At 45.2% G+C, this 24,546-nt stretch carries 22 protein-coding genes, 4 tRNA genes and 1 riboswitch; of the genes, 17 read left to right on the forward strand and 9 right to left on the reverse strand.

Annotation, left to right across the window (positions count from 1 at the left end):
• Positions 1 to 283 precede the first annotated feature (283 nt).
• A complete protein-coding gene (locus T538_RS0102320; RefSeq protein WP_031531901.1) occupies positions 284 to 1,450 on the forward strand; it encodes a MalY/PatB family protein in 1,167 nt (388 codons plus the stop codon).
• A 77-nt stretch (positions 1,451 to 1,527) separates the two neighbouring features.
• On the opposite strand, the gene T538_RS0102325 is transcribed toward T538_RS0102320, so the two are convergent.
• Entirely contained in the window at positions 1,528 to 1,914 is a 387-nt protein-coding gene (locus T538_RS0102325) for a hypothetical protein (RefSeq protein WP_031531902.1), read from the reverse strand.
• 479 nt (positions 1,915 to 2,393) lie between these two features.
• Here T538_RS0102325 and lepA point away from each other — a divergent pair, with 479 nt between their 5' ends.
• Positions 2,394 to 4,175, forward strand: a complete 1,782-nt coding sequence (gene lepA, locus T538_RS0102330) for a translation elongation factor 4 (protein WP_031531904.1) — start codon at positions 2,394 to 2,396, stop codon at positions 4,173 to 4,175.
• Between the two features lie 306 nt (positions 4,176 to 4,481).
• Here the strand turns inward: lepA and T538_RS0102340 are convergent, their stop codons facing one another.
• Together T538_RS0102340 and mnmA are read right to left on the reverse strand one after the other, a co-directional pair.
• Positions 4,482 to 5,408 (reverse strand): bile acid:sodium symporter family protein, encoded by a 927-nt coding sequence (locus tag T538_RS0102340; RefSeq protein WP_031531905.1) that lies wholly within the window; start codon positions 5,406 to 5,408, stop codon positions 4,482 to 4,484.
• Positions 5,409 to 5,421: 13 nt separating this feature from the next.
• Complete coding sequence (gene mnmA, locus T538_RS0102345) at positions 5,422 to 6,495, reverse strand: tRNA 2-thiouridine(34) synthase MnmA (RefSeq protein WP_031531906.1); 1,074 nt, start codon at positions 6,493 to 6,495, stop codon at positions 5,422 to 5,424.
• Positions 6,496 to 6,662: 167 nt separating this feature from the next.
• Between mnmA and cysK the strand changes: the two genes are divergently transcribed.
• The gene (gene cysK, locus T538_RS0102350) at positions 6,663 to 7,610 is read left to right on the forward strand and encodes a cysteine synthase A (protein ID WP_031531907.1); all 948 of its coding nucleotides are present in this window, start codon (positions 6,663 to 6,665) and stop codon (positions 7,608 to 7,610) included.
• A 3-nt stretch (positions 7,611 to 7,613) separates the two neighbouring features.
• On the forward strand, positions 7,614 to 7,907 hold the full coding sequence (locus T538_RS0102355) for a hypothetical protein (RefSeq protein WP_031531908.1): 294 nt from the start codon (positions 7,614 to 7,616) through the stop codon (positions 7,905 to 7,907).
• Here T538_RS0102355 and T538_RS0102360 read toward each other — a convergent pair.
• From T538_RS0102360 to T538_RS0102370, 3 genes are read right to left on the reverse strand one after another with little or no spacing between them, the layout of a single operon-like run.
• On the reverse strand, positions 7,885 to 8,943 hold the full coding sequence (locus T538_RS0102360) for an endonuclease/exonuclease/phosphatase family protein (protein ID WP_051655826.1): 1,059 nt from the start codon (positions 8,941 to 8,943) through the stop codon (positions 7,885 to 7,887). The two genes, T538_RS0102355 and T538_RS0102360, sit on opposite strands and share 23 nt — an antisense overlap.
• 14 nt (positions 8,944 to 8,957) lie before the next feature.
• A complete protein-coding gene (locus tag T538_RS0102365; RefSeq protein WP_031531910.1) occupies positions 8,958 to 10,430 on the reverse strand; it encodes a right-handed parallel beta-helix repeat-containing protein in 1,473 nt (490 codons plus the stop codon).
• A 30-nt stretch (positions 10,431 to 10,460) separates the two neighbouring features.
• A complete protein-coding gene (locus T538_RS0102370) occupies positions 10,461 to 10,766 on the reverse strand; it encodes a hypothetical protein (RefSeq protein ID WP_031540756.1) in 306 nt (101 codons plus the stop codon).
• Between the two features lie 66 nt (positions 10,767 to 10,832).
• Here T538_RS0102370 and T538_RS0102375 point away from each other — a divergent pair, with 66 nt between their 5' ends.
• The 10 genes from T538_RS0102375 (at position 10,833) to T538_RS0102420 (ending at position 15,655) form a co-directional block, all read left to right on the forward strand.
• On the forward strand, positions 10,833 to 11,042 hold the full coding sequence (locus T538_RS0102375) for a hypothetical protein (RefSeq protein ID WP_031531913.1): 210 nt from the start codon (positions 10,833 to 10,835) through the stop codon (positions 11,040 to 11,042).
• Between the two features lie 22 nt (positions 11,043 to 11,064).
• The gene (locus T538_RS0102380) at positions 11,065 to 11,688 is read left to right on the forward strand and encodes an OmpH/Skp family outer membrane protein (RefSeq protein ID WP_031531914.1); all 624 of its coding nucleotides are present in this window, start codon (positions 11,065 to 11,067) and stop codon (positions 11,686 to 11,688) included.
• Between the two features lie 76 nt (positions 11,689 to 11,764).
• Positions 11,765 to 12,007 (forward strand): hypothetical protein, encoded by a 243-nt coding sequence (locus T538_RS0102385; RefSeq protein ID WP_031531915.1) that lies wholly within the window; start codon positions 11,765 to 11,767, stop codon positions 12,005 to 12,007.
• A gap of 74 nt (positions 12,008 to 12,081) precedes the next feature.
• Positions 12,082 to 12,154 (forward strand) — tRNA-Gly (locus T538_RS0102390).
• Positions 12,155 to 12,162: 8 nt separating this feature from the next.
• Positions 12,163 to 12,245 (forward strand) — tRNA-Leu (locus T538_RS0102395).
• A 24-nt stretch (positions 12,246 to 12,269) separates the two neighbouring features.
• A tRNA-Leu gene (locus T538_RS0102400) sits at positions 12,270 to 12,352 on the forward strand.
• A 21-nt stretch (positions 12,353 to 12,373) separates the two neighbouring features.
• Positions 12,374 to 12,446: transfer RNA gene (locus T538_RS0102405), tRNA-Gly, on the forward strand.
• A 265-nt stretch (positions 12,447 to 12,711) separates the two neighbouring features.
• Positions 12,712 to 13,044 carry an adenosylmethionine decarboxylase gene (gene speD / locus T538_RS16935; protein WP_034538764.1) on the forward strand — a complete coding sequence of 111 codons (333 nt, stop codon included), beginning with the start codon at positions 12,712 to 12,714 and terminating at the stop codon, positions 13,042 to 13,044.
• Positions 13,045 to 13,046: 2 nt separating this feature from the next.
• Positions 13,047 to 14,552: a polyamine aminopropyltransferase gene (locus T538_RS0102415; protein ID WP_031531917.1), complete on the forward strand. Its 1,506-nt coding sequence runs from the start codon at positions 13,047 to 13,049 to the stop codon at positions 14,550 to 14,552.
• A 26-nt stretch (positions 14,553 to 14,578) separates the two neighbouring features.
• On the forward strand, positions 14,579 to 15,655 hold the full coding sequence (locus tag T538_RS0102420; protein WP_031531918.1) for a DUF4178 domain-containing protein: 1,077 nt from the start codon (positions 14,579 to 14,581) through the stop codon (positions 15,653 to 15,655).
• Between the two features lie 80 nt (positions 15,656 to 15,735).
• Here the strand turns inward: T538_RS0102420 and T538_RS0102425 are convergent, their stop codons facing one another.
• From T538_RS0102425 to T538_RS0102435, 3 genes are all read right to left on the reverse strand, one after another.
• Positions 15,736 to 17,370 (reverse strand): GLUG motif-containing protein, encoded by a 1,635-nt coding sequence (locus tag T538_RS0102425; RefSeq protein ID WP_031531919.1) that lies wholly within the window; start codon positions 17,368 to 17,370, stop codon positions 15,736 to 15,738.
• Between the two features lie 139 nt (positions 17,371 to 17,509).
• Positions 17,510 to 18,697, reverse strand: coding sequence for a carboxynorspermidine decarboxylase (gene nspC, locus T538_RS0102430; protein WP_031531920.1), 1,188 nt, complete (start codon positions 18,695 to 18,697; stop codon positions 17,510 to 17,512).
• A gap of 39 nt (positions 18,698 to 18,736) precedes the next feature.
• Positions 18,737 to 21,115 carry an ATP-dependent helicase gene (locus T538_RS0102435; protein ID WP_031531922.1) on the reverse strand — a complete coding sequence of 793 codons (2,379 nt, stop codon included), beginning with the start codon at positions 21,113 to 21,115 and terminating at the stop codon, positions 18,737 to 18,739.
• Positions 21,116 to 21,320: 205 nt separating this feature from the next.
• Positions 21,321 to 21,412: riboswitch (TPP riboswitch) on the forward strand.
• 37 nt (positions 21,413 to 21,449) lie between these two features.
• Here T538_RS0102435 and T538_RS0102445 point away from each other — a divergent pair.
• From T538_RS0102445 to T538_RS0102455, 3 genes are all read left to right on the forward strand, one after another.
• On the forward strand, positions 21,450 to 22,100 hold the full coding sequence (locus T538_RS0102445; protein ID WP_031531923.1) for a thiamine phosphate synthase: 651 nt from the start codon (positions 21,450 to 21,452) through the stop codon (positions 22,098 to 22,100).
• Positions 22,101 to 22,125: 25 nt separating this feature from the next.
• Positions 22,126 to 23,853, forward strand: a complete 1,728-nt coding sequence (gene thiC, locus T538_RS0102450) for a phosphomethylpyrimidine synthase ThiC (RefSeq protein ID WP_031531925.1) — start codon at positions 22,126 to 22,128, stop codon at positions 23,851 to 23,853.
• A gap of 67 nt (positions 23,854 to 23,920) precedes the next feature.
• Positions 23,921 to 24,529, forward strand: coding sequence for a thiamine phosphate synthase (locus tag T538_RS0102455; protein WP_031531926.1), 609 nt, complete (start codon positions 23,921 to 23,923; stop codon positions 24,527 to 24,529).
• The last annotated feature ends 17 nt before the right edge of the window (positions 24,530 to 24,546 follow it).

A 24,546-nucleotide genomic window follows, 5' to 3' on the forward strand; every position in this document is an offset into this window, starting at 1 on the left:
TTTTATATTGCATGTTGTAAAGATACGAAAACTTTACGACATAACGAAGCCCTGGCTTGAGAAAGTCGGGGCTTTGATATAAAAAAAGGATGTGCCTATTTTGACACACCCTCTTATAAATCCTCGGCAATTATAAAAGCAATTTTGAATTATGAATTCTGAATTGTTAATTGTCAACTGTGAATTGTTAATTGCTTTGAATTGTCAAAGAATAAACTTGCAGATGAGGCAAACATTGGCTATCTTTGCCCATTGCTATAACATTTTTCACCAATCATTTTATATGGAGACATACAATTTTGACGAGATAGTGAACAGACGCGGCACAAACTCGTACAAGTGGGACGTTTCGGACAAGGAGAACTTTCTGCCGATGTGGGTTGCCGACATGGATTTCAGAACATTACCTTATATTATAGAACGACTTCAGCAGAGGGTTGCACACGGCATATTTGGCTATACAGCCGTGCCCGACAGTTATTACGATGCGGTTACAAACTGGTTTGTACATCGCCACAACTGGCTCATGCAGAAGGAATGGATAATCTACACATCGGGCGTTGTGCCTGCCATCTCGGCAATAATAAAGGCAATGACACAGACGGGCGACAAGGTTCTGGTGCAGACTCCGGTCTACAACTGCTTCTTTTCGTCGATAAAAAACAACGGATGCGAGGTTCTATGCAACGAACTGATATACGAGGACGGCACTTACAGAATTGACTTCGACGACCTTGAGCAGAAGGCTGCCGACCCTAAGACAACGGTAATGATTCTGTGCAATCCGCACAACCCTGCCGGACGCGTGTGGACACGCGACGAACTCGCACGCATAGGCGAAATATGCCTGAAGAACGATGTCTTCGTAATTGCCGACGAAATTCATTGCGAACTTGTGATGCCGGGACACCGCTACACTCCATTCGCCTCAATATCGCCAGAAATTCTGGACAACTGCGCCGTGTGCACATCGCCAAGCAAGGCATTTAACATTGCTGGACTACAGATTGCAAACATCACGATTGCAAACAACAAGACAAGGCGAAAAGTAGACCGCGCCATAAACATAAACGAGGTTTGCGACGTAAATCCGTTTGGCGTGGAGGCTCTGCAAGCGGCATACAGCAGCAAGGGAGCGGAATGGCTCGAACAACTGAACGCGTATCTGTACGACAACTACTTGTGTCTGTGCGAGTTCTTCGAGAACAATCTGCCTCAGTTCCCTGTTACAAAACTCGAAGGAACGTATCTTGTGTGGGTTGACTGCTCGGTTCTGGGCAAGCCGTCGGACGAACTTTGCGGCGAACTTCTTCAGGCTCAAGGACTTTACCTGAACGAAGGAACGATGTACGGCACATCGGGCATCGACTTTGTGCGCATAAACATAGCCTGCCCAAGAGCGGTTTTAATAGAAGGTCTGCAACGATTCAAGAATTATGTAGTTTACTGATTTTCTGAATTTAAGATATAAAAAACTGCCGTCCGATTTTCTTGCATCGGGCGGCAGTTGCCTTTTCTTCTTCCAAATCAATAGTCGTTTTTCGTAAAAGTTTCGGAGATAATCAGTTTTCCGTTTCCGTAGAACTTGTATTGCAGCGTTGCGCCCTCGTCCTTCTGCTGTTTCAGGCTCACATCGTTTACAATATTGTCCCGCAGAGTCTCCCTCATCTTCGACTTCAGTCTTTGCTGAACATCGGGCTTAAGAAATTCGCCGTCGAACGAGTAGTTGAAGACGAAAACGTTCTTGTCTTCGTCGTAACTTACGCTGTCGAGCACGTTGTTCTTGTCAATCCGCACCGGACAACGGTCGTTCTGCTGCTCGGCAAACTCCTTGATTTTCGTTCTTTTAAGGTTTCGCGATGCACATCCGGCAACGAGAAGAGCCGACAGAACTATAATCAGATATTTTCTCATCGTTTTATGTTTTTTTGGTTGCGCAAAAATAAAGAAGAAAAAACAAAAATTAACTAATAAATGTTAAAAAAATGCATTTATATTTAATAATATTTGTTCATATTATATATTTTTTGTTTCTTTGCTCCCGATTACAGAACTCATAGCGAAATCGCTATTTTTAGTAAACAGTATTATACTTTAAAGAACTTTTATTTTAACAATTAAACAAGAGAGGAAAGATGGAACAAGTCATTAGAATTATGGTAGCGGCATTTTCAGCCGTATTGCTTTACATCTGCAATATGCTGATTATGTAAAAGCATCATTCGCAACGACAAACAACAAAGCTTTAAATGTAAGAAGATTTAATGAGTGGCATTGTTCGCTTTCAAGCGTCAATGCCACTTATTTTTATGCCTTCGCGAGGCTGCCGATTTGGTGCTTTACGTTCTTTTTTGTATCTTTACACCCAATTTTCGAATCGTATTTTATAACAGATGAAACATATCAGAAATTTCTGCATCATAGCACACATCGACCACGGAAAGTCAACGCTGGCCGACCGTCTGCTCGAATACACAAACACCATAAAGGTTACCGAGGGACAAATGCTCGATGACATGGATCTTGAGAAGGAAAGAGGAATCACCATCAAGAGCCACGCCATACAGATGGAGTACGAATACAAGGGCGAGAAATACATTCTGAACCTTATCGACACTCCGGGACACGTAGACTTCTCTTACGAGGTGTCGCGCTCTATCGCCGCATGCGAGGGCGCGCTGCTTGTTGTCGACGCCACTCAGGGCGTGCAGGCACAGACAATCTCGAACCTTTACATGGCTATAGACCACAACCTCGAAATCATTCCGGTTATAAACAAATGCGACATGGTTAATGCCATGCCCGAAGAGGTTGAGGACGAAATCATAGACCTTATAGGCTGCGACCGCGAAGACATAATACGCGCATCGGGAAAGACCGGCGAGGGCGTTGAGGACATCCTCCATGCCATTGTCGAAAAAGTGCCTCATCCTGTAGGCGACGAAAACGCTCCTCTTCAGGCACTTATCTTCGACTCGGTTTTCAACAGCTTCCGAGGCATCATTGCATACTTCAAGATTGTAAACGGCTCGATAAAGAAAGGCGATCAGGTTGAGTTCATCAACACCGGAAAGCAATATTCAGCCGACGAAATCGGTGTTCTGAAGATGGATTTGTCGCCACGTCAGGAACTGCATTGCGGCGACGTGGGCTACATCGTTTCGGGCATCAAGACAGCCACCGAGGTTAAGGTGGGCGATACGCTTACGCACATTGCCAACCCAAGCAAGGAGGCTATTGCCGGATTTGAAGAAGTGAAGCCGATGGTCTTCGCAGGTGTTTACCCTATCGAGACCGAGGATTTCGAGAATCTGAGAGCATCGCTCGAGAAACTTCAACTTAACGACGCATCGCTTACTTTCATGCCTGAGAGTTCTGTTGCGCTGGGCTTCGGATTCCGCTGTGGATTCCTCGGACTGCTGCACATGGAGATTGTTCAGGAGCGACTCGACCGCGAATTCAACATGGACGTGATAACCACCGTGCCAAACGTATCGTACATGGTTTACGACAAGCACGGCGACTGCAAGGAAGTACACAACCCAGCCGGAATGCCCGACGTTACGCTCATCGACCGCATCGAAGAGCCTTACATTCAGGCATCTATCATAACCACAGCCACTTACATCGGTCCTATCATGACTCTGTGTCTGGGCAAGCGCGGCGAACTGATAAAGCAGGATTTCATCTCGGGCAACCGCGTTGAACTTCAGTTCTACATGCCTCTGGGCGAAATCGTCATCGACTTCTACGACAAACTGAAGAGCATCTCGAAGGGTTACGCATCGTTCGACTATCACCAGTGCGGATTCCGTCCAAGCAAACTGATAAAACTCGACATTCTGCTTAACGGCGAGCCTGTTGACGCGCTCTCAACACTTACGCACGTTGACAACTCGGTAGACTTCGGCCGACGTATGTGCGAGAAGTTGAAGGAACTTCTGCCACGCCAGCAGTTTGACATCGCTATTCAGGCAGCCATAGGCGCAAAGATTATCGCCCGTGAGACTGTAAAGCAGGTGCGAAAGGATGTAACGGCGAAATGCTACGGCGGTGATATCAGCCGAAAGAGAAAGTTGCTCGAAAAGCAGAAACGAGGCAAGAAGCGCATGAAGCAAATCGGCAACGTTGAAGTGCCGCAGAAAGCCTTCCTCGCTGTATTGAAGCTTGATTAAAAGATGATAAATAAAGCGGTTATGAAATTATTCAGTAACCGCTTTTTTATATGTTTGCAGCCCCCTCTTCTGAATATTGTTTTAAACTTTTTAACTTAACAAATTGTCAGAATCCAGATAACTAACAAACTTACTTATAATCATTTTATTGCGTTCAATGATATCTTCTTCATTAAAATCATCTTTAAATTCTGCAAGATTAATAAGTTCTCTAATTTTCGCAGGCTCTTTTCGGATCACAAAAAAGCGATTCTATCGTTTTTTGCTCAATATTTATATTACTAATATCACTATTTTTTTCACTTATCACTTTTCTCCTCTCCCATACCACTTAGCAACAAGCGCGCCGCTGATATTGTGCCACACGCTGAAAATCGCTCCGGGGATTGTAGCCAACGGGAAAGCAGCAAAATGAAGTACGGCAAGGCTTGATGCAAGACCTGAATTCTGCATTCCGACCTCTATACTTATTGCCACATTCTTTGGGTGAGACAGATGCAGAAGATGTCCTATCAGATAGCCCAAGGCCAATCCGCTGACATTATGCAGCATAACCACCAGAACAACCAGCAATCCACCGTCCAGCACCTTGCCGGCGCTGTGCGCAACAACAATGGCTACAACCAAGGCAATCATCACCGACGAGAATGCAGGCAGATAAACCACGGCACCTCGGGTAAACTTAGGCAGAAACTTCTGGCAAAGCAAGCCGAGAACTATCGGCGCAATAACTACATACAATATGCTCTGCAACATTCCGAAGGTATCGACATTAACCATAGTTCCGGCCAAAAGCCACACCAGCAAAGGCGTAAGCACGGGCGCAAGAATTGTAGAAACGGCAGTCATGCCAACAGACAAAGCCAAATCGCCCTTTGCCAAATATGTGATAACGTTCGAGGCCGTTCCGCCCGGACAATAGCCAACGAGGATTACTCCAAGAGCGAGTTCTTCGGGAAGTGCGAAGATGCGCGTAAGAGCCAGAGCCACAAGCGGCATGACCGTAAACTGAGCCAGACAGCCAAGCAGAACATCCCTCGGGCGGCTCGCCACAATGCGAAAATCGGTTGGCGAGAGCGTGAGTCCCATGCCGAACATTATCAGTCCGAGCATCGGGTTTATAGCCGATGTGCTAACATAATTGAACGGCACAGGAAAAAGCACCGCAACAACTGCCGAAAGGAGCACCAGCGCTCCCATCCAATGGGCTATAAAATTACAGATTTTCAGCATATTCGGTAATCGTTTAGAATATACGAATCTCACCGCTGCCAATGCACAGGCGGTGCTCTTCGTCGTAAACCACACAGAACTGTCCGGGTGCAACGCCGTGTATTGGCTCGTCGGACTTTATCCCCCATGTGCCGTCCTCGCGCATCGAAATTGTTCCCGGGTTATACTCGGGCGTGTGGCGAATCTTGAACGTTATGCGATGCTCGCCACCATCCTCGCCCCACGGATTTTCGGTTATGAAATGAAAATCTTCCATATACCACTCGGTGCTGTAGGCATCCTTCGGACTGTATCCGTGCGAAACCCACAGAATGTTATTCTTCACGTCTTTCTTAACCACAAACCACGGACCGCCACCAAAGCCAAGTCCCTTGCGCTGACCGATAGTGTGAAACCAGAGTCCTTTGTGCTCGCCTATTATCTTTCGGCTATCGATGTCAATTACGCGTCCCGGATGCTCTCCCAAGAATCGGCGCACATACTCGCGGAAATCAATCTGCCCGAGGAAGCAAACGCCCTGACTGTCCTTTCTGTTGGCATTGATGAGGTTATTCTTCACGGCAATTTCGCGCACTTCTTCTTTGTGCAGAGAACCGATTGGAAACATCGACTTGCTTACCTGCTGATAGTTTAGTTGGCAAAGGAAATCGGTCTGGTCCTTCACCGGGTCGGGACTCGTTGCCAGCCACACCTTACCATTATGAATGACAGTCTGAGCATAGTGTCCTGTAGCGGTAAAGTCGAATTCGTGTCCGATTTTCTCTTCGAAACAACCGAATTTTATGAGTTTGTTGCACATCACATCGGGGTTTGGCGTGAGTCCGCGACGCTCCTTGTCCATCGTATATTTTACAACCTGATCCCAATATTCGTGATGAAGGTCAATCTGCTCTAACTTGCAGTCGTACTTTCGCGCAAGCCACTGGCACACTTCCCAATCTTCCTCAGAAGAACAGTTCCACGCTTCCTTCTCTTCGGGACCAATGAGAATATAAAACAGAGTAGGACGATGTCCCTGCTCACACAACATATGAAGAGCGACGGCACTATCAACACCGCCCGATAATAACAATGCTATATTTTCCATAAAAGGGTTGATTTTAGACTGCAAAATTAGTGTAAAAAAGTCAGAAAAACAAAATATACCATATAGATGGTATGCGATTACTTTGCTGTCGGTATTGGAACAAACAAAAAAACGCCCTATCTTTGCAATATCAAACATAAACAAAAACCATACAAAAAAATACAATTATGAGCAACATTGCAAACCAACTAACCGAACTTATCGGTCGCACACCACTCGTAAGACTGAACCGTTTCGGAAAAGAACTTAATCCGGGAGCAGAAATAGTAGTAAAAGTAGAATCATTCAATCCCGGCGGAAGCGCAAAAGACCGTATCGCCCTCGCAATGATTGAGGATGCCGAGAAGAAAGGCCTTCTTACTCCGGGCGCAACCATCATAGAGCCAACAAGCGGAAATACAGGTGTTGGACTCGCACTCGTAGCAGCCGTAAAGGGCTACAAACTTATACTTACAATGCCCGATTCGATGAGCATTGAGCGTCGCAATCTTCTGAAGGCTTACGGCGCAAAAATCGAACTCACTCCGGGAAAGGACGGAATGCAAGGCGCAGTTGACAAGGCTAACGAACTCCACGCACAGACTCCGGGTTCGTTCATCCCAATGCAGTTCGAAAATCCTGCAAATCCTCAGAGACATTACGCAACAACAGCCGAGGAAATTTGGAAAGACACCGACGGAAAGGTTGATATCTTCGTTGCCGGCGTTGGTACTGGCGGTACAGTAAGCGGTACAGGCAAGAGACTGAAAGAGTTGAATCCGAACGTAAAAATCGTTGCTGTTGAGCCAGCAAGTTCACCTCTCATCACAACAGGAAAGGCTGGTCCTCACAAGATTCAGGGAATCGGCGCGAACTTCATTCCAAAGACTTACGATGCAAACGTTGTTGACGAAGTTCTAACAGTAGAGAACGACGATGCCATCCGCTCAGGCCGAAGACTGGCTCAGGAAGACGGTCTGCTTGTCGGAATCTCATCAGGAGCGGCAGCATACGCAGCACTTCAACTTGCATTGCGCCCGGAAAACAAGGGCAAGCGCATCGTTGCCCTGCTTCCAGATACTGGCGAACGCTATCTGTCAACAGTTCTTTACGCTTTCGAGGAATATCCGCTTTAATTTATGGCAGACGCAAAGAAATTTGTCTGTTGCCTCGAATGTGCAAACGGCACTTTCATGCAGTGGTTCGACAATCCGGTGGTGTGCGAATGTAGCGTAAGAACGGCTATCAGATTCGTTGCAAAATCGAGCAAGATTTGTTCAGACTTCCGCCCATCGAACAATCCGAATCCCGCCATCAGGCACTTCGACTCATACGAAGAGTCTCAGGCGATGTTCAGAGAAAGAACGGAGACAAAACTGCGAAAGTATCTGCAAGAGGAACTTGACAAGGCTAACGAGAAAAAGAATCCCTAAAGACAATACGTATCGGGAGGTGGTCGCTGTACCCTTCCCGATACTTCATGCCGTTATACGTCCTGAAGGGTTTCATTCCACCAAACTTTAAATCGGGTTCGAGCAAGAACTCAAAATCGCATATCTGCGCATCCTCATAGGTTGTGCACAGATTTTTTGTATCCGTAAGCAAGAGCCCGTTTACGATACATTGGTCTATGATGTTCCAATATCCTTTATACCGATAAGTACCAATAGTATTACCGTTCTTTTTCTGCTTTCCGTTCATCAGATTATAATACGAATTTGCCTTTATCGAATCGTTCTGCGCAGGCGGACGGACCGCACCAACGACCTCGGCAACAGGTTTTGAATCGGGATAATCGTTGAAGTCTCCGATAATGATGATTTTCGGCTTATGCCTTACGCTTTGTATCGAATCGGCCGTCTGACGGATTTTCTCAGCCACGTGGACTCTGAAAGGCTCACTTTTCAACCTTCCGCCAAGCATACTTGGCAGATGCGCTACCATGACATCGAGCGTGTCGCCACTCATCACGCATCCCGAAACATGAAGTATGTCGCGCGTCGGGCGTTGTCCCGCCTTCTGTTCGATACGAAAGAATTCCGATTGTATCAGTTTGAAAGTCTCTGGCTGATAGAGCAACGCGACATCTATTCCGCGCGCATCAGGCGATTCGGTAACGCAATATTTGTAGCCCAGATTTCGCAGAGGACTTCGGCGCGTAAGGTCGTACAAAACCGAGTCGTTTTCCACCTCGCAGAGCGCAACAATGTCGGGCGGAGTCTGTCCCTCGCCTACCGCCACAATTGTCTGAGCCGTATGCGCCAGTTTCTTCCAATATCGCCGCGGACTCCAGCCACGAATTGCGCCGGGCAAGAATTCGTTGTCGTTTTTAAGCGAGTCGTGCTTTGTGTCGAAAAGGTTTTCGCAGTTCAGTTCCATCACGACAAAACGGTTCTGCGCCGTCATTTTCTGATGCGGAAGAATACACACAAAAGCGGCAAAAGCCAGTTGCGCAAAGATGTTTTTCATAGGCTTCGTTTGGTTTATTTTTTATACTGATAGCAGCCGATGTCGGGCTTTCCAACGCGTTCAACGCCGTCCTTGTCATACGGAAGAAATTCCGTAGCTTCCATAACAGCCCGTCCGCGAGCGCGCGAAAGCGAGTCGAGATGAAAGTCGTAGACGAAGTTTTCGTGGTCTATATTTCTAAAATTGGCAGCCTGAATAATCTGCTTTTCGGACTTGTCTTTTTTCGGTATTCCCGGCTTTTCGGCAAGCATTTCATTATCCCAAACAATTTCGGCAAACCGCGGATTATCCTTAACTTCCGGAGTTCGGATAAGGCATCCCACAAAGTTGTAGTCGAAAGGAATTTCGGGCATTTTCGGCGGAATTCCCATGAGTTCGTCCTTGCCAATTCCGGTAATTATGCAATTCACAAAATCGCAGCCAAGCAACGGCGTACGCTCGTCGGCAGAGAATCTAAGCGCAACTCCACGGTCGGCGCTCCACGGATAGAACTGCGCCAAGGTACAATGTACAAAACGACATCGTCCGCCTTCAATGTGAACGCAGTCTCCGCCAGCGTTTGTAATTTGCGAATTCAGCACTTCGATGGTGTTATTTTTGCTGAAAATTCCGTGTTTCGTCACGTTGTGAACAATAGAATTCCGGAGAAGAAGTTTCGATTTCTCTACACCCGACGAATCGCAGATAATTCCGTAGTTTCCGCTATGAATATCGGCATTTTCGATGATATTGTCGTTACTCGACTTGCAAATCCTTATTCCTTCCCATTGCGCATTTACACGGTCGTAAGGCAGATACCAGAGCAATCGGTCGGTTCTGTCGCCTCGCATCACGACGGGCTTTTCAACAGAGCCGTTCACTTCGAGCCGCCCGTAGACTTTCAGCCCTGCCCCGCTATGGAAGAACAGTCTGACACCTTCGGCAATTCGGAGCGTAGCACCTTCTGCCACGCAAAGGCTGTCGTATATCAGATAAGGTCTTGACGATGAAAGAGTTGTATCAGCATTTACCACCAATCCACGGCAGACTTCGGCATCTTGCGCACTCGCCATCAGCAGAACTTTCTGCATCACTCCACTTTCGAGTATGAAAATCAGCGAATCTTTAATCTCCACAGGGTCTTGCTTGCCCGTTACGTCGGCTGTCAGTTCGACAAAGACGTACATGCTGTCGTTCGAATGAATCTCAACATCGCTGAAATCCGTTCCCATCATGCCGTCGACATTCACTCTGAAGCCAGATGTTCCGCCAGATGCAAGTCGGATATTGCTTACTCTGATGCCTTCGTTCTGATTGTTAAAGACACGGATATTCTGAGTAGAAGAGCCTACCGATGTAAACACCGTATCGAACGAAACGGTGTCTTGCGAAAACGAAAGCAAAGCCGACCTGTCTGTCGTGAAACTCTCGTCTACGCTGCACGAAACAGCAACAGACGCAAGCAGCATGGCAACGACAAGCGATAAGAGAAACGAAATCCTTTTCATACCTTAAATAACGCGCAAAGGATGCAATTATTATATATTGGTACTCTGCATTCGCCACTCCATCTGCGGATGAACGGCACGATATTCGTCCTCCATTTCCGAGGCAAAGACATTCAGTTCAATTCTAATGTTTTCCTTGTCCTTGAAAGGCACGGCAAACACTCCGCCGGTCTCGTAAAGGTTGTTTTTCAAGTAGATATCGTACTTTTCGGCAGCCCTTCGGATGAACTTTTCCTTCAATTCCATAGCCGACGGCGACGCGCATGACAATCCTTCAACCTCAACCTGAACCCAGAACAATAAAATCTTTGACTTTTCAATATCGGTAAATATCATAATTATAGGTCTATTTTATGCAAAGTTACAAAAAAAAATGTATCTTTGCGGCAAATTGCGTTTAAAATGATAAAATTAGCACTAACTTGTGTGGCACTACTTGCCGTATCAATGATACTTATGTGTATTAACATTCTGCTGAAGAAAAACGGCAGATTCAGAAGCCAGCATGTGGGTGCAAACAAGGCTATGAGAGATAACAAAGTGGGCTGCGTACAGAGTCAAGACTTTCAGATGCGCCTCGACAATCCCAGAGCCGTGAAAGAACGATTATAAAATTATATACTATAAAAGAAAAATGAAGAAAATGACTCTTATGTGTGGCAGCCTCGCTGCTGCTACATTACTTCTGTTTACCCAGTGTAACCAGACCGCAGAGACAACACCAAGCGCAGCATCTACCGCTGCCGGCACATCAATGAAAATTGCTTATGTCGAGGTTGACTCTCTTATGAACAATTACAATTTTGCCAAGGACTATACAGCACTTCTTACAAAGAAAAGCGAGAGCATCCAGAGCACTCTTGCAAGCAAAGGTCAGGCTTTGCAGAACAGAGCAGCCGACTTCCAGCGCAAGATTCAGAGCAACGCCTACACTCGCGAGCAGGCTGAGAACGAGCAGAGAAACCTTCAGCAGATGCAGCAGAGCCTCGAGGCTCTTCAGGGACGCCTTGCACAGGAGTTCCAGTCTGAGCAGAACAAGTACAACGAGACTCTTCACGACTCTCTGAACCACTTCCTTGCTCAGTACAACAAGGATAAGAAGTTCAGCCTCATCCTTACAAAGAGCGGCGACAACATTCTTTATGCCGACAAGACTTACGACATTACAAACGAGGTTGTAGCAGGTCTTAACAAGCGTTACAAGCAGCCAGCCGAACTGAAGGGCGCATCTACTTCAAAGAAGGAAGAGAAGAAATAATCAGACAACACATATTATAATACGAAAAGGGAGTTTCGAAAAAGATTCTCCCTTTTTTTCTTAGACACGTTTCACTATGGTTTTATTCAGTTTCGATTTTCAAGTTCCGGAGAACAGTGAACTCGTAAATGACGAGATAAACGACCGCGTTCAGGCGGTAATAAGATGCTTTGACGAACGAAGCAAGGTTGTAGACCCTAACGGCCCGTGGATTATCCGTTCCGAAAGCCGAGAGGCTGCGCGCGAACTGCGATGCAAAATCCTTAACGAATTGGACGACCTTGACGTGATTTTTGGTGCAATTGAAGATTTTCGATAAAAAAACTGCCAAAAAGTTTGCAGGTTTAAAAATAAGTTGTATCTTTGCATCGCTTTTGAAAACAAAGCAACCACGCGGAAGTAGCTCAGTTGGTAGAGCACAACCTTGCCAAGGTTGGGGTCGCGGGTCCGAGTCCCGTTTTCCGCTCAAATAAAGCCCAGGTGGTGGAATGGTAGACACGTACGTTTCAGGTGCGTATGTCTTTGCGGACATGCAGGTTCGAGTCCTGTTCTGGGCACGACTGGTATGACCGAGATATTTTGGAGAGGTGGCGGAATGGTAGACGCGCTACTTTGAGGGGGTAGTGGGAGTTGTCCCGTGGGAGTTCGAGTCTCCTTCTCTTCACAATATAAAACATTCAGTAATGCGGAAGTAGCTCAGTTGGTAGAGCACAACCTTGCCAAGGTTGGGGTCGCGGGTCCGAGTCCCGTTTTCCGCTCACAAAGAAAGACTTGATTCCTTACGGATTCGAGTCTTTTTCTGTTTATCACTATTTACAATAGTAATTCTTGCCGCCTATAGTGCAGAATGCATTTATAATAAAAGAACAAAGAAATCATAAAGACACAAATGTTATCCTATAAAACCTTTCATTAATTATAGGATAACATTTTTCTTATTATCTCTCCTGCTTTTCATTTCTTTGTTTTTTATTCCCTTAAAACTAAAAAATATATTATCTTTGCCGCCAAATATTTAATAAAATGGCAAAAGAAATATTAATCGATTTCTTTAATTGTGACACGTTGGTTATTGATAATTTGGAAGCATTAAAGAAAATTACGAAACTTATCGTAGAGGAAATCAATTCAAAAATCGTGGAGGAAACTTGGCATGTTTTTCAGCCCGTTGGAATTACATACGTGGCTGTTATCGCCAAATCTCATGTTACTATTCATACATGGCCTGAAAAAAAAGCTGCTGCTGTTGATATTTTTTCGTGTGAAGATTCTATTCCTGACAATTTCATCGAAAGAATCCAATCCGAATTTCATGCAGAATCTCATAAAAAACAAATTGTCATTCGCAATATTTAACAATGGGGAAATACAGACTTCTGATGCTTACAACCTTGATAATTTCAGGTTGTTCAATTTGTTATGAACTGATAATAAGTGCATTAAGTTCGTTTCTAAAAGGAGATAGCGTTTTGCAGTATTCCGTTACAATAGGAATATATATGTTCGCAATGGGACTGGGTTCTTACTTGAGCAAATTCTTCAAGAACAATCTTTTCAATTGGTTTGTTTCCGTAGAAATAGGAGTTGGACTCATAGGCGGACTTTCAACTTTAATTCTATTTTTATCCAACATATACCTCGTTTGTTATCAGATTATTATGTATCTTATAATTCTGATAATCGGTATTCTTGTAGGATTGGAAATTCCAATCCTGACACGAATAATTGAAAACAACGAAAACAATCTCAGAGTTACAATTTCGTCTATTTTCAGTTTTGATTATATCGGCGGTTTAATTGGCTCTATCGCATTTCCCCTGCTTCTGCTGCCGCATTTGGGATACTTTTGTACGGCCTTTTTAGTCGGTTCGCTTAATATTATTGTTTCTCTGATTATAATTTTAAGCTACAAAAACAGTATCGTACATTACAACAGATATCTAACGGCAACTTTATTTATTTTAGGAGGAATGATTATAGGAACCATTTTCTCTGAGAACATTTCAAATTTTGTAGAAGACGGACTTTACCGCGACAAGGTTATATTTGTAAAACAAACAAAATATCAGCATATAGTACTGACAAAGCACCGTGACGACCTGCGGCTTTTCATCAACGGAAACGTTCAATTCTCCTCTGTTGACGAATATCGTTATCATGAAGCCCTTGTTCACCCCGCAATGTCAAAAGCTTCAAAACAAGAAAATGTTCTGATTCTTGGTGGCGGCGACGGTCTGGCTGCTCGTGAAATTTTGAAATATCCTACAATTCAGAAAATTACACTTGTCGACCTCGACCAAGAAATCATCTCACTCTGCCGCGACAACAAGACAATAGCAAACATCAACAAAAACTCTCTGAGTAATCCGAAAATGGACATTGTGGTTGACGACGCCTATAATTTCCTGACAAAAAACACATTTAAATACGATGTAATTATTGTTGATTTGCCAGACCCTAACAATGAAGCACTCAACAAACTATACTCAAATATTTTTTACCGTTTGTGCAAAAGATCACTCTCTGAAGGCGGAATTCTCACCGTCCAGTCAACAAGCCCGTATTTTGCAACAAAAGCATTCTGGTGCATAAATAAGACCATCGAAAGTGAAGGCTTTAACGTAATGCCTTATCATTTGGAAGTTCCAAGTTTCGGAGACTGGGGATTTAATATCGCATCATTGAAACCGCTGGATCAGAATTTCAATTACACCGTAGAAACCAGATATTTAACCTCCGAGAATTCACATTCGATGTTTTTGTTCGGGAAGGATGAACTGGAAAAAGACGATATTTGTATCAATACTATGTCAAAACCAATGTTGATGCAATATTATATCGAGGCTGATAAGATATGGAAATAATAACTTTATAATAATACTTAAATATAATGGCAATATTCTTTAATGTAGGTGATGAAATAAGTCTTTACGGGACTAATTATACCGTAAAAGGAAAAATCACATTTTCCAGCAATAATTCAGAATGGTGGGACGAATATAAGATTGTTTCCGGCTTAGGCAAGGAGCATTGGCTCAGCATTGATGGCGACGAGATAACTTTGTGGCAAACGACAAGTTACGTAAACATCAGCAATATGAAACTTTTAGATTCAGGCACAAAAAAAGCTGTTGCCTGTTTTGGAGATGTAGATGTTGACCGTGGCGAAAAAGCAAATTATAAGGAATACAAGAAAAGTCACAGCGACTATATAGAAATAGAAACTTGGGACGACGAAACCGAATATTCATTAGGAAAAATCTGTTCATCGAATAGTATAACCATAATAAAGCGTTCCTCTACAAGAATAGGTTCGGCGAGATTTTTATCAGAGAAAAAAGTCATTGGAGGAGTTTTAATTTTAGGCATACTATCTGTCATTTTTACTATATTCTGTTTTTCTCCAAAGCTAAACTTAAAGCACAAAATAGACTCTGATAATACAAATTATAAATTTGAGACAGCCATCACCGGACTTGAAAACAAGACTGCCGATATTTACACAAGTACTGAATCAAGCGACTATGTAGCAAAGGATATTATAAAAAAGATAGAAGGCGACATTGAGTATGTTCAGGAAAACCCTCTTGACACAAATACAATCGCCATTCTTACCAAAGATGAAATGTGCATTGTATACCGCAGTTCAGTAAACAATTCGACCCTTGTGCACTTGGCTGAACGCAAATGGACATTCAACAATCTGGACGCACCTCTGTATGCAGCTGATTCTATAACTGACGATTTTTACAGAAGTTTTTATGAGTATACAGCATTTGCATCGGATTCTTGTCAATACAAATCATCAAATAGCAACCATTCGCATTTTCATACTCACGGCGTTCACTTCCCTATTTTCTACGGTTGCAGCAACAGTCGTTATAATTCATACGCATCAACCGTGCGTGAATCGTCCTTAAGCAGACGTACAAGCTCTGGTGGCGGTAGCAGTGGCGGCGGAAAATAATATCAGAATGCAGATAAGAAAAAAAGACGGCAGCCCTACTTCGGATTGCCGTCTTTTCTTATATATATTTACTAAAGTTTTTATTCTGCAAACTTCACATCTACGGTCTTGATTTCGCTACCAATGTTCAGGTCGAAATAACCGCGGAATGGAAGAATCTTGACTGCCTGCTGATCCTCAACACGCATGAACTTGTCTGCCTGATAAACATACATGTTCTGGTGGCTCACAACGCTTGTATAGTTACCGTTAAATACGCCCATGCCCTTCAAATCTACAGCATCTCTTGTAGCAGCCATCTTAATCTGCTTCAGACGCATGAAAGGCTGGTTTACAGAACTTACAAACATATAAGGCTTGTTAGGAACAGGATTTGCACAAGGAGCGAAGTACAATGTATTTCCTGCAAAGTTCTGATACTCGTAAATCTTGCATCCGTCAGGAAGCTGCGCCTTATCAATAAAGAACGGAAGAGTAACAGTATTTACTGTTCCCGGCTTGAACACACGATAGAACAAAAGCAACGAAGTTGTTGTCTCGTATGGCATGAAATAATCCTTGCCATCCATGATAAAGATACACTTTGCTGTGTATTTTCCGTTGTTGTTGCGGATTACGTTATTACCAAGGACACGGTCGTTGAATGCAGGATTTGTCTCGTCGATTACAGCAATATAGTTGTTCTCGCCGCTCTGCTTACCGATTGGAATAGCCTCTCCCTTTTCACCACCGCGGTTGCTGCCGTCTGGATTCATGTAAACAACCATTGTCTCGCGTGAGCCTTTGTAAACGATAGCCTTGTACATCATGTTACTGAAGTCAGCCTTGCGGAATACAGGAGAATCATCCTTTCCAAGAGTAAGACCGTAAGCATCGCCAAGCAAGCCAGCCACAGTTCCGTTCTTGAACTCCTCATCGCTCTTAACAGTCTCAGGAGAGTTGTTGTAAGCCTTCTTGCTATAGCAATTCTCTACCGCAACCTGTCCGTTCTGATAACCGATAACGCCACCGGCATTCTTTGAGCCACTCACGATGTTTGAAATGCTATAGCAGCCTGTAACCATTGTCTCGACTGACATTCCTGATGCCTGACCAATGATACCGCCGGCATTACCACTCTGACGGTCCATTGAGATTACGGTACCCTTAGAGAAACAATATCTGACGTTTGCTCCAGAAGCGTAACCTGCAATACCACCGGCATTACTCATTGTTGCAACAACATAGCCCTCATAACTACACTTGTTGATAGTATTCATGTTGTTACCAGCAATACCGCCCATATTCTTCATTCCAAGAATATAACTGTCTGCTACGTTCAGGTCGTGGATAACACCCTTGTTTGTACCAAACAAGCCTACGTTGGTTGATGCTGAATTCTCGGCAGAAATGTACACACCTGAAATTGTATAGTTATTTCCCTTGAACTCTCCGCTGAAAGGAAGTTTGTCTGTCTTGCCGATAGGCGTCCATCTCTTCAACCCTTCGCCGTTTGAGTTCATACCGTCACTCAGAATCTTAAGTGTGCCAAGTACATTCTCGTTGATGGTAATATTGGCCTTCAATTCAGCCTTGATGCCACCATTTCCATTGTTTACCTGATCGCGGAACCACTCCAAATCTGAGAGGTTTGTAATCTGGTAATATTCCCCCTTTAGGACTGGATCAGCCCACAAAAAACCTGCTATTGAAAGAGCCGACAAACACAATGTCATTCTCTTCGTTGATTGTTGAAAAATCGACATAGTTTTTCAGTTATTTTAGATTATCTAATTCCAAAATTTTATTTTTTATCATTGGCAAATATAATAAAATTTAAATTAACTGCAAAAAAAAAGTTAAAAAATGCTAAAATCAGCACATTCTATCACGATAATCCTCGTATTTATAATTCCTCAGCACCGAAATATCTCCGTTTTCACACAGGAATGCGATTGAAGGGTGATGGATTCCGTTGAACATATTTGTCTTTACGGTAGTGTAATGAATCATATCCTCGAAGATAATCTTCTCGCCAATCTGAAGTTCGTGGTCGAATTGCCAACTTCCCATGTAGTCGCCGCTCAAGCAACTGTTCCCGCCAAGGCGATATATGTGACGCGCCACGGCACCGGGCTGCTTGCAGGCATCGGCATCGAGAGTCTCTGCACATCGAACGGCCGGCTGATAGGGCATTTCCAAGCAATCGGGCATGTGGCATGTAAAACTTACGTTGAGGATTGCTGTCTGAATTCCGTAATTCTCGACAATATCGACAACCTTTGCCACAAGCGGACCTGTCTGCCATGCAAAGGCACTTCCCGGCTCGAGGATGATGCGAAGGTTTGGATATTTCTGCTTGAATGCCTTCAAGATTGAAATAAGATGTTCAACATCGTAGTCGGCACGCGTTACCAGATGGCCGCCGCCCAAATTGAGCCAATTGACTTTGGTAAGCCACTTGCCAAACTTCTCGTCGATAACCTTTAATGTTGCCTCGAGCGCATAACTGTCGTTCTCGCAATGACAATGGCAATGCAATCCGTCTATGCCTTCGGGAAGAACATCGGGCATTTGCGACTGAAGAACGCCAAAACGCGAGCCCGGCGCACACGGGTTGTAGAGTTCGGTCTCAATCTCGGAATGTTCGGGATTTATTCGGATTCCGCACGAGATTTTCTCATCGGACACCTTATTATAATTGCTAACCGTTTGAATAAAGCGACTATACTGCGAAAAAGAGTTAAAAGTTACATGACTCGCGCACTTCAGAATTTCGTCGAACTCGCCTTCCTGATAGGCCGGCGAATAGACGTGCGCGCGGCTGCCAAACTCCTCGAAGGCAAGGCGTGCCTCGTAAAGCGAACTCGCCGTTGTGTGACCGATGTACTCGCGGAACACCGGAAATGTCTTCCAAAGGGCGAAAGCCTTGAAAGCCAGAATAAACTCGACCTCTGTCCTATCCATTATAGAGCGGATAAGCGAGAGATTGCGGCGCAAGAGTTTCTCCTCCATTACATAACACGGATTCGGAATAGAATCCAACCATTTGTCTTCAACCATATTTTACCTATATTTTAAGCGGTTTTGGAAGCCGCATTTTTAAATCTTTTTGAATTTTGCAAATTTCAGCAGAAGGGTCTTCTCGCCAGCGTTTACGAACTGTACTTTTGCCTTTGCCGAATCTGCCGAGCCAAGCAACTCAACTACCCTGCCCTCGCCAAAACGTTCGTGCGCGATTCTGTCGCCAACGCTAAGTCCGCCAAGCGATGTAACCGATGTTTTATCGACAGATGCCGTTGGTGTAACGACCTTTTTCAATTTTCGAGGCGGAAAGTCGGTCTGGCGAGGCTGAACAACTCTTTTGGCCGAGTTTGCCACCTGCGAAACCTTTGAATAATCTATCCGACTTTTCTGCATCCACTCCGGCACATCTTCGTCGTAGCCCGAACTTCTGCCAAACGGCGAACCGCCATAAGTCTTTTCAGAAGGTGACTCCATGCTGAAACTGCTGCCGCCCATCATACGAATGCACTTAGGGTCGAGTTCGCGCAAGAACCGGCTTGGCGAACTGAATTCCATTGAACCGAAGCGGAATCGGCTTCGGGCAAACGACAGAACGCAGTTTTTCTCGGCTCTCGTAATTGCAACGTAAAACAGGCGGCGTTCTTCCTCGATGGCGCGCGGCGATTCGTAACTCATAGCACTTGGGAAGAGATTTTCTTCCATTCCGACAACAAAAACCGTGTCGAATTCGAGTCCTTTTGCCGAATGAATGGTCATCAGAGTGACCTTGTCTCCACCGTCATCAGACTCATCAAGGTCGGAAATAAGCGATACCTCGGAAAGGAAATCGGGCAGCATAATCTCATCGATGCCTTGCTCCTGACGCTCTTCGACAAAACTCGCCAAGGCATTCTTCAACTCCTCGATGTTTTCGAGTCTGTCCTGACTTTCGCTATTCTTTTCGGCATACAAATCCTTCAGAATTCCGCTTTCTGAAATTATCTTCAAACCTATTTCCGAAGCGTTCATCTGCTTGGCAGCCTCCTGAAAGCCGAATATCAAATCCTGAAAATTCTGCAATTTCGTGAGAGTTCCCTTGTTTACGTCGAGTCCGAATTTAACAGGTTCAGAAAGGACATTCCACATCGAAACCTCGTTAGAAACGGCGCACGCCGAAACCTTCTTTATTGTTGTTTCGCCAATTCCGCGCGCCGGATAGTTGATTATTCGCTTCAGAGCCTCCTCGTCGTTTGGATTTATTGCCATTCGCAGATATGCGATGACATCCTTTATCTCCTTTCGCTGGTAGAACGACAATCCGCCGTAGATTCGGTAAGGAATGTTGTTGCGCATCAGTTCGTCCTCAAAGATTCGGCTCTGCGCGTTGGTGCGATAAAGAATGGCAAAGCGTTTGTAACTGCGCTCGCCCGAATTGTAATATTCGCGAAGCCTCTTAACGATGGTTATGCCTTCTTCGCGGTCGGAATAAGTATTGTAAACCTCGATTGGCTCGCCTATTTTGTTTTCAGAAAAGACATTTTTGTCTATCTGATTACTATTCTTTGCAATAACGCTGTTCGCAGCATTAACGATGGTCTGGGTTGAACGATAATTCTGCTCCAATTTGAAGACCTTGGCGCAATTATATTGCTTTGTAAAGCCGAGGATGTTCTCGATGTTTGCTCCGCGGAACGAGTAGATGCTCTGGGCATCGTCGCCAACCACGCACACGCGCTGCTTGTCCTTCGTCAACTCCCATACAATCTTGTGCTGGGCCACGTTCGTATCCTGATACTCATCGACCATAACGTACTCGAATCGCTCGGCATACTGTCGGCGCACCTCTTCGTTCTTCGAGAAAAGAAAATATGTGTAGACCAGTAAATCGTCGAAATCCATCGCATTCGCCTTTCGGCAGCGGTCGACGTAAGTCTGATACAGCAATCCTGCCTTCGGAATCCTTGCGCGCTCGTCACCCTCGACGGTTGCCCTGTCGCTGCGATACGCACCGGGAGTTACAAGATGGTTCTTTGCACTCGATATTATTCCTGCGATAGCCGAAGGCTTGTATGTCTTATCGTCAAGCCCCATTTCTTTGATGATGGACTTTATCAGACTCTTCGAATCGCTGGCATCGTATATCGTAAAATCGCGAGTAAAGCCTATTTTATCAGCCTCAACACGCAGAATTCTCGAAAAAATTGAATGGAACGTTCCCATCCACAGATATTTAGAGCGATTGAAACCAACTTCTTGTGCAATACGTTCCTTCATCTCGCGCGCCGCCTTGTTGGTAAACGTAAGCGCAAGAATCCGTGAAGGGTCGAGTCCAAGATTCATCAGATATGCAATCTTGAACGTCAGCACTCTGGTCTTTCCAGAGCCTGCGCCAGCAATCACTAACGATGGACCTTCGTTATACAGCACAGCCTCGCGCTGACTCTGATTAAGTTCATCAAGAAAGTTTTCTTTCATTTACATCATTATTATATAGTAGTGCAAAAATACAAAAATACGGCAATTTCTCCGATTTTTTCAGCAAAAACAATCTGGCGGCGCACGAATGAAGTTTTGCCAAGGCTGAGATTTTTCGGAAAAAAGAACAATAAGTTCAAGCATCAGACAAAATTAGCCGCCGAAAACGTCCGACTTTTACTTTTTTTAATTACTTTTGCAGCCGTATATGACAAAGGGGTGCCTGAAAAGGCTGAGATTATACCCTTATAACCTGATCCGGTCAATGCCGGCGTAGGGATTGTTTCTACAGTTCACATTCATCCGCCCTTGTCTATATATAAATTAAGGTAAGATGAATCTGAAGAATTTTCAACTACAGTTTATAACACATTTCAACGACTCTACGGATTACGTCGAATCGGCTTTGTTGGCTCTCGAAGGTGGTTGCCGCTGGATTCAGCTTCGCATGAAGGACGCATCGGTTGATGAAGTACGGGCCGCAGCCTTGCAGATTATGCCTGCTTGCCGAAAAGTTGGAGCAACCTTCATCATAGACGACCACGTTGAACTTGTAAAGGAGATTGAAGCCGACGGCGTTCACGTTGGCAAGAATGATATGCCCGTAAACGAGGCGCGCCAGATTCTGGGCAACGACTTCATTATAGGCGGAACGGCTAACACCATAGACGATGTTGAAATGCACTACCGCAACGGCGCAAACTACATAGGCTGCGGTCCGTTCAGGTTTACCACAACGAAGAAGAACCTCTCGCCTACCCTCGGGCTCGACGGCTACAGAAGTATCATCGGTGCGATGAAGGAAAGAGGCATCGACATACCGCTCGTTGCCATTGGCGGAATTACGTCAGACGACGTGCCGAGCATAATGGAAACAGGCGTATGCGGCATCGCCCTTAGCGGAACAATCCTCAACGCTGAGAATCCGGCAAGCATGACAGCAAATCTTCTGCAGCTTATTTCGGACGCAAAAGAAAAACAATAAAAAACAAAATATTTCAACTAAAAACATGGATAGCAAGACAAAAATTTCATATCCAGCATCAGAAAAAGTGTACCTTCAAGGAAAAATCTATCCTGAGATAAAAGTTGGTATGCGAAAAATCAACCTTACGCCAACCGTTAAGGTTATCGATGGCAAGAAGGTTATAACCGAGAACGACCCAGTTTATGTTTACGATACAAGTGGAGTTTTTAGCGACCCAAATGTAGAAGTCGACTTAAAGAAAGGACTTCCCCGTTTGCGCGAAGAGTGGATTCTGAAGCGCGGTGGCGTTGAGCGTCTTTCCGAACTGACATCAGAATATGGCCGTATGCGTCAGGCAGACAAGAGTCTCGACCACCTGCGTTTTGAACACATCGCCCTACCATATCGCGCCGAGAAAGGCAAGAACATCACACAGATGTACTACGCCAAACAAGGCATCATCACTCCCGAGATGGAATATGTAGCCATCCGCGAAAACATGAACTGCGAACAACTTGGAATCAAGTCGCACATCACCCCCGAATTTGTTCGCGACGAGGTGGCAAGAGGTCGCGCTGTTATCCCAGCCAACATCAACCACCCCGAGGCAGAGCCGATGATTATCGGCCGAAACTTTCTTGTTAAGATTAACACTAACATCGGTAACTCTGCCACCACATCGAGCATAGACGAGGAGGTTGAAAAAGCCGTTTGGAGTTGCAAGTGGGGCGGCGACACGCTGATGGATCTTTCTACCGGCGACAACATTCACGAAACACGCGAGTGGATTGTACGCAACTGTCCAGTTCCAGTGGGAACCGTACCAATGTATCAGGCTATGGAGAAGGTTAACGGCCATGCCGAGAAACTGACTTGGGAGTTGTTCCGCGACACACTTATCGAGCAATGCGAACAGGGCGTTGACTACTTCACAATTCATTGCGGAATCAGACTTAAAAATATACACTATGCCAACGACCGTCTGTGCGGAATGGTAAGCCGCGGCGGCTCAATCATCTCAGAATGGTGCAGATATCACAAGAAGGAATCATTCCTTTATGAACATTTCGACGACATCTGCGACATCGTGGCTCAGTACGACGTAGCCCTCTCGCTCGGCGACGGACTGCGCCCGGGAGCAACATTCGATGCCAACGATGCCGCTCAGTTTGCCGAACTCGACACTATGGGCGAGCTTGTTGAACGCGCTTGGGCAAAGAACGTTCAGGCATTTATCGAAGGCCCAGGACATGTTCCAATGCACAAGATTCGCGAGAACATGGACCGCCAGTTGGAGAAGTGTCACGAAGCACCGTTCTACACGCTCGGCCCTCTCGTTACCGACATCGCACCGGGCTACGACCACATAACAAGTGCCATCGGAGCGGCTCAGATTGGATGGTACGGCACGGCAATGCTATGCTACGTTACGCCGAAAGAGCATCTCGGTCTGCCTAACAAGGAAGACGTGCGCGTGGGAGTTGTTACATATAAGATTGCAGCTCACGCAGCCGATATGGCAAAGGGACATCCGGGCGCAACCGTGCGCGACAATGCCCTGAGCAAGGCGCGATACGAGTTCAGATGGAAAGACCAGTTCAACCTTGCGCTCGATCCCGACAGGGCTCTCGAATACTACAAGGCTGGAAACCACTTCAACGGCAAGTACTGCACAATGTGCGGACCGAACTTCTGCGCAATGCGTATAAGCCAGAAACTACGCGACTGCGAGTACGACTCCGAAGAAGAGGCAAAATTGGGAGAAAAATAACGAAAAATGCACCTCGGTGCATTTTTTTTTATACCTTTGCAGTCAAGTTATAAATAGCCGAAAGAAGATGAAGCTTATTTTAATGACAACTCCCGATTTTTTTGTTGAGGAGGATAAAATTTTGACCGCCTTGTTTGAAGAAGGCTTAGACATTCTTCACCTAAGGAAGCCAAACACAGCCCCTATATACTCGGAACGTCTACTTTCGCTCATTCCCAAACAATACTACAAGCAGATTGTTGTTCACGATAACTTCTACTTGAAGGATGAGTACGGTCTTCTCGGCATTCACCTTAACAGTCGCAACCCGCAGATTCCGGCAGGATACAACGGACACGTAAGCCGCTCGTGCCACTCGCTCGAAGAGTTGAAAAACGAGCGACGCAAGTGCAACTACTGCTTTCTGAGTCCGATATTCAACAGCATCTCAAAAGAGGGATACGAATCTGCCTACACCTTCGACGAACTGAAGGATGCCAACCATGCCGGCATCATAGACAAAAAGGTGATGGCTCTTGGCGGCATCAGCATAGACAACATTGCGCAGGTAAAGAAAATCGGATTCGGCGGCGCCGTGATTCTGGGCGACTTGTGGAACCGTTTCGACATTCACAGCACATCAGACTATAAGGAACTGATTGACCACTTTAAACTGCTAAGGCAGGCAACCGAATAAAGAACTGAATAGAAAAA

The organism is Bacteroides sp. Ga6A2, from assembly GCF_000702225.1.
Lineage (GTDB): Bacteria > Bacteroidota > Bacteroidia > Bacteroidales > Bacteroidaceae > Ga6A1.

Coding starts and splice junctions, on each gene's coding strand:
- mnmA (WP_031531906.1), bottom strand. CDS start 6,495: ATGGAAAATATAGCATTGTTATTATCGGGCGGTGTTGATAGTGCCGTC.
- T538_RS0102425 (WP_031531919.1), bottom strand. CDS start 17,370: ATGACATTGTGTTTGTCGGCTCTTTCAATAGCAGGTTTTTTGTGGGCT.
- cysK (WP_031531907.1), top strand. CDS start 6,663: ATGAGCAACATTGCAAACCAACTAACCGAACTTATCGGTCGCACACCA.
- T538_RS0102420 (WP_031531918.1), top strand. CDS start 14,579: ATGGCAATATTCTTTAATGTAGGTGATGAAATAAGTCTTTACGGGACT.
- T538_RS0102360 (WP_051655826.1), bottom strand. CDS start 8,943: ATGAAAAACATCTTTGCGCAACTGGCTTTTGCCGCTTTTGTGTGTATT.
- T538_RS0102325 (WP_031531902.1), bottom strand. CDS start 1,914: ATGAGAAAATATCTGATTATAGTTCTGTCGGCTCTTCTCGTTGCCGGA.
- T538_RS0102455 (WP_031531926.1), top strand. CDS start 23,921: ATGAAGCTTATTTTAATGACAACTCCCGATTTTTTTGTTGAGGAGGAT.
- speD (WP_034538764.1), top strand. CDS start 12,712: ATGGCAAAAGAAATATTAATCGATTTCTTTAATTGTGACACGTTGGTT.
- T538_RS0102415 (WP_031531917.1), top strand. CDS start 13,047: ATGGGGAAATACAGACTTCTGATGCTTACAACCTTGATAATTTCAGGT.
- T538_RS0102370 (WP_031540756.1), bottom strand. CDS start 10,766: ATGATATTTACCGATATTGAAAAGTCAAAGATTTTATTGTTCTGGGTT.
- T538_RS0102380 (WP_031531914.1), top strand. CDS start 11,065: ATGAAGAAAATGACTCTTATGTGTGGCAGCCTCGCTGCTGCTACATTA.
- T538_RS0102435 (WP_031531922.1), bottom strand. CDS start 21,115: ATGAAAGAAAACTTTCTTGATGAACTTAATCAGAGTCAGCGCGAGGCT.
- T538_RS0102375 (WP_031531913.1), top strand. CDS start 10,833: ATGATAAAATTAGCACTAACTTGTGTGGCACTACTTGCCGTATCAATG.
- T538_RS0102385 (WP_031531915.1), top strand. CDS start 11,765: ATGGTTTTATTCAGTTTCGATTTTCAAGTTCCGGAGAACAGTGAACTC.
- nspC (WP_031531920.1), bottom strand. CDS start 18,697: ATGGTTGAAGACAAATGGTTGGATTCTATTCCGAATCCGTGTTATGTA.
- T538_RS0102445 (WP_031531923.1), top strand. CDS start 21,450: ATGAATCTGAAGAATTTTCAACTACAGTTTATAACACATTTCAACGAC.
- T538_RS0102355 (WP_031531908.1), top strand. CDS start 7,614: ATGGCAGACGCAAAGAAATTTGTCTGTTGCCTCGAATGTGCAAACGGC.
- lepA (WP_031531904.1), top strand. CDS start 2,394: ATGAAACATATCAGAAATTTCTGCATCATAGCACACATCGACCACGGA.
- T538_RS0102340 (WP_031531905.1), bottom strand. CDS start 5,408: ATGCTGAAAATCTGTAATTTTATAGCCCATTGGATGGGAGCGCTGGTG.
- T538_RS0102365 (WP_031531910.1), bottom strand. CDS start 10,430: ATGAAAAGGATTTCGTTTCTCTTATCGCTTGTCGTTGCCATGCTGCTT.
- thiC (WP_031531925.1), top strand. CDS start 22,126: ATGGATAGCAAGACAAAAATTTCATATCCAGCATCAGAAAAAGTGTAC.
- T538_RS0102320 (WP_031531901.1), top strand. CDS start 284: ATGGAGACATACAATTTTGACGAGATAGTGAACAGACGCGGCACAAAC.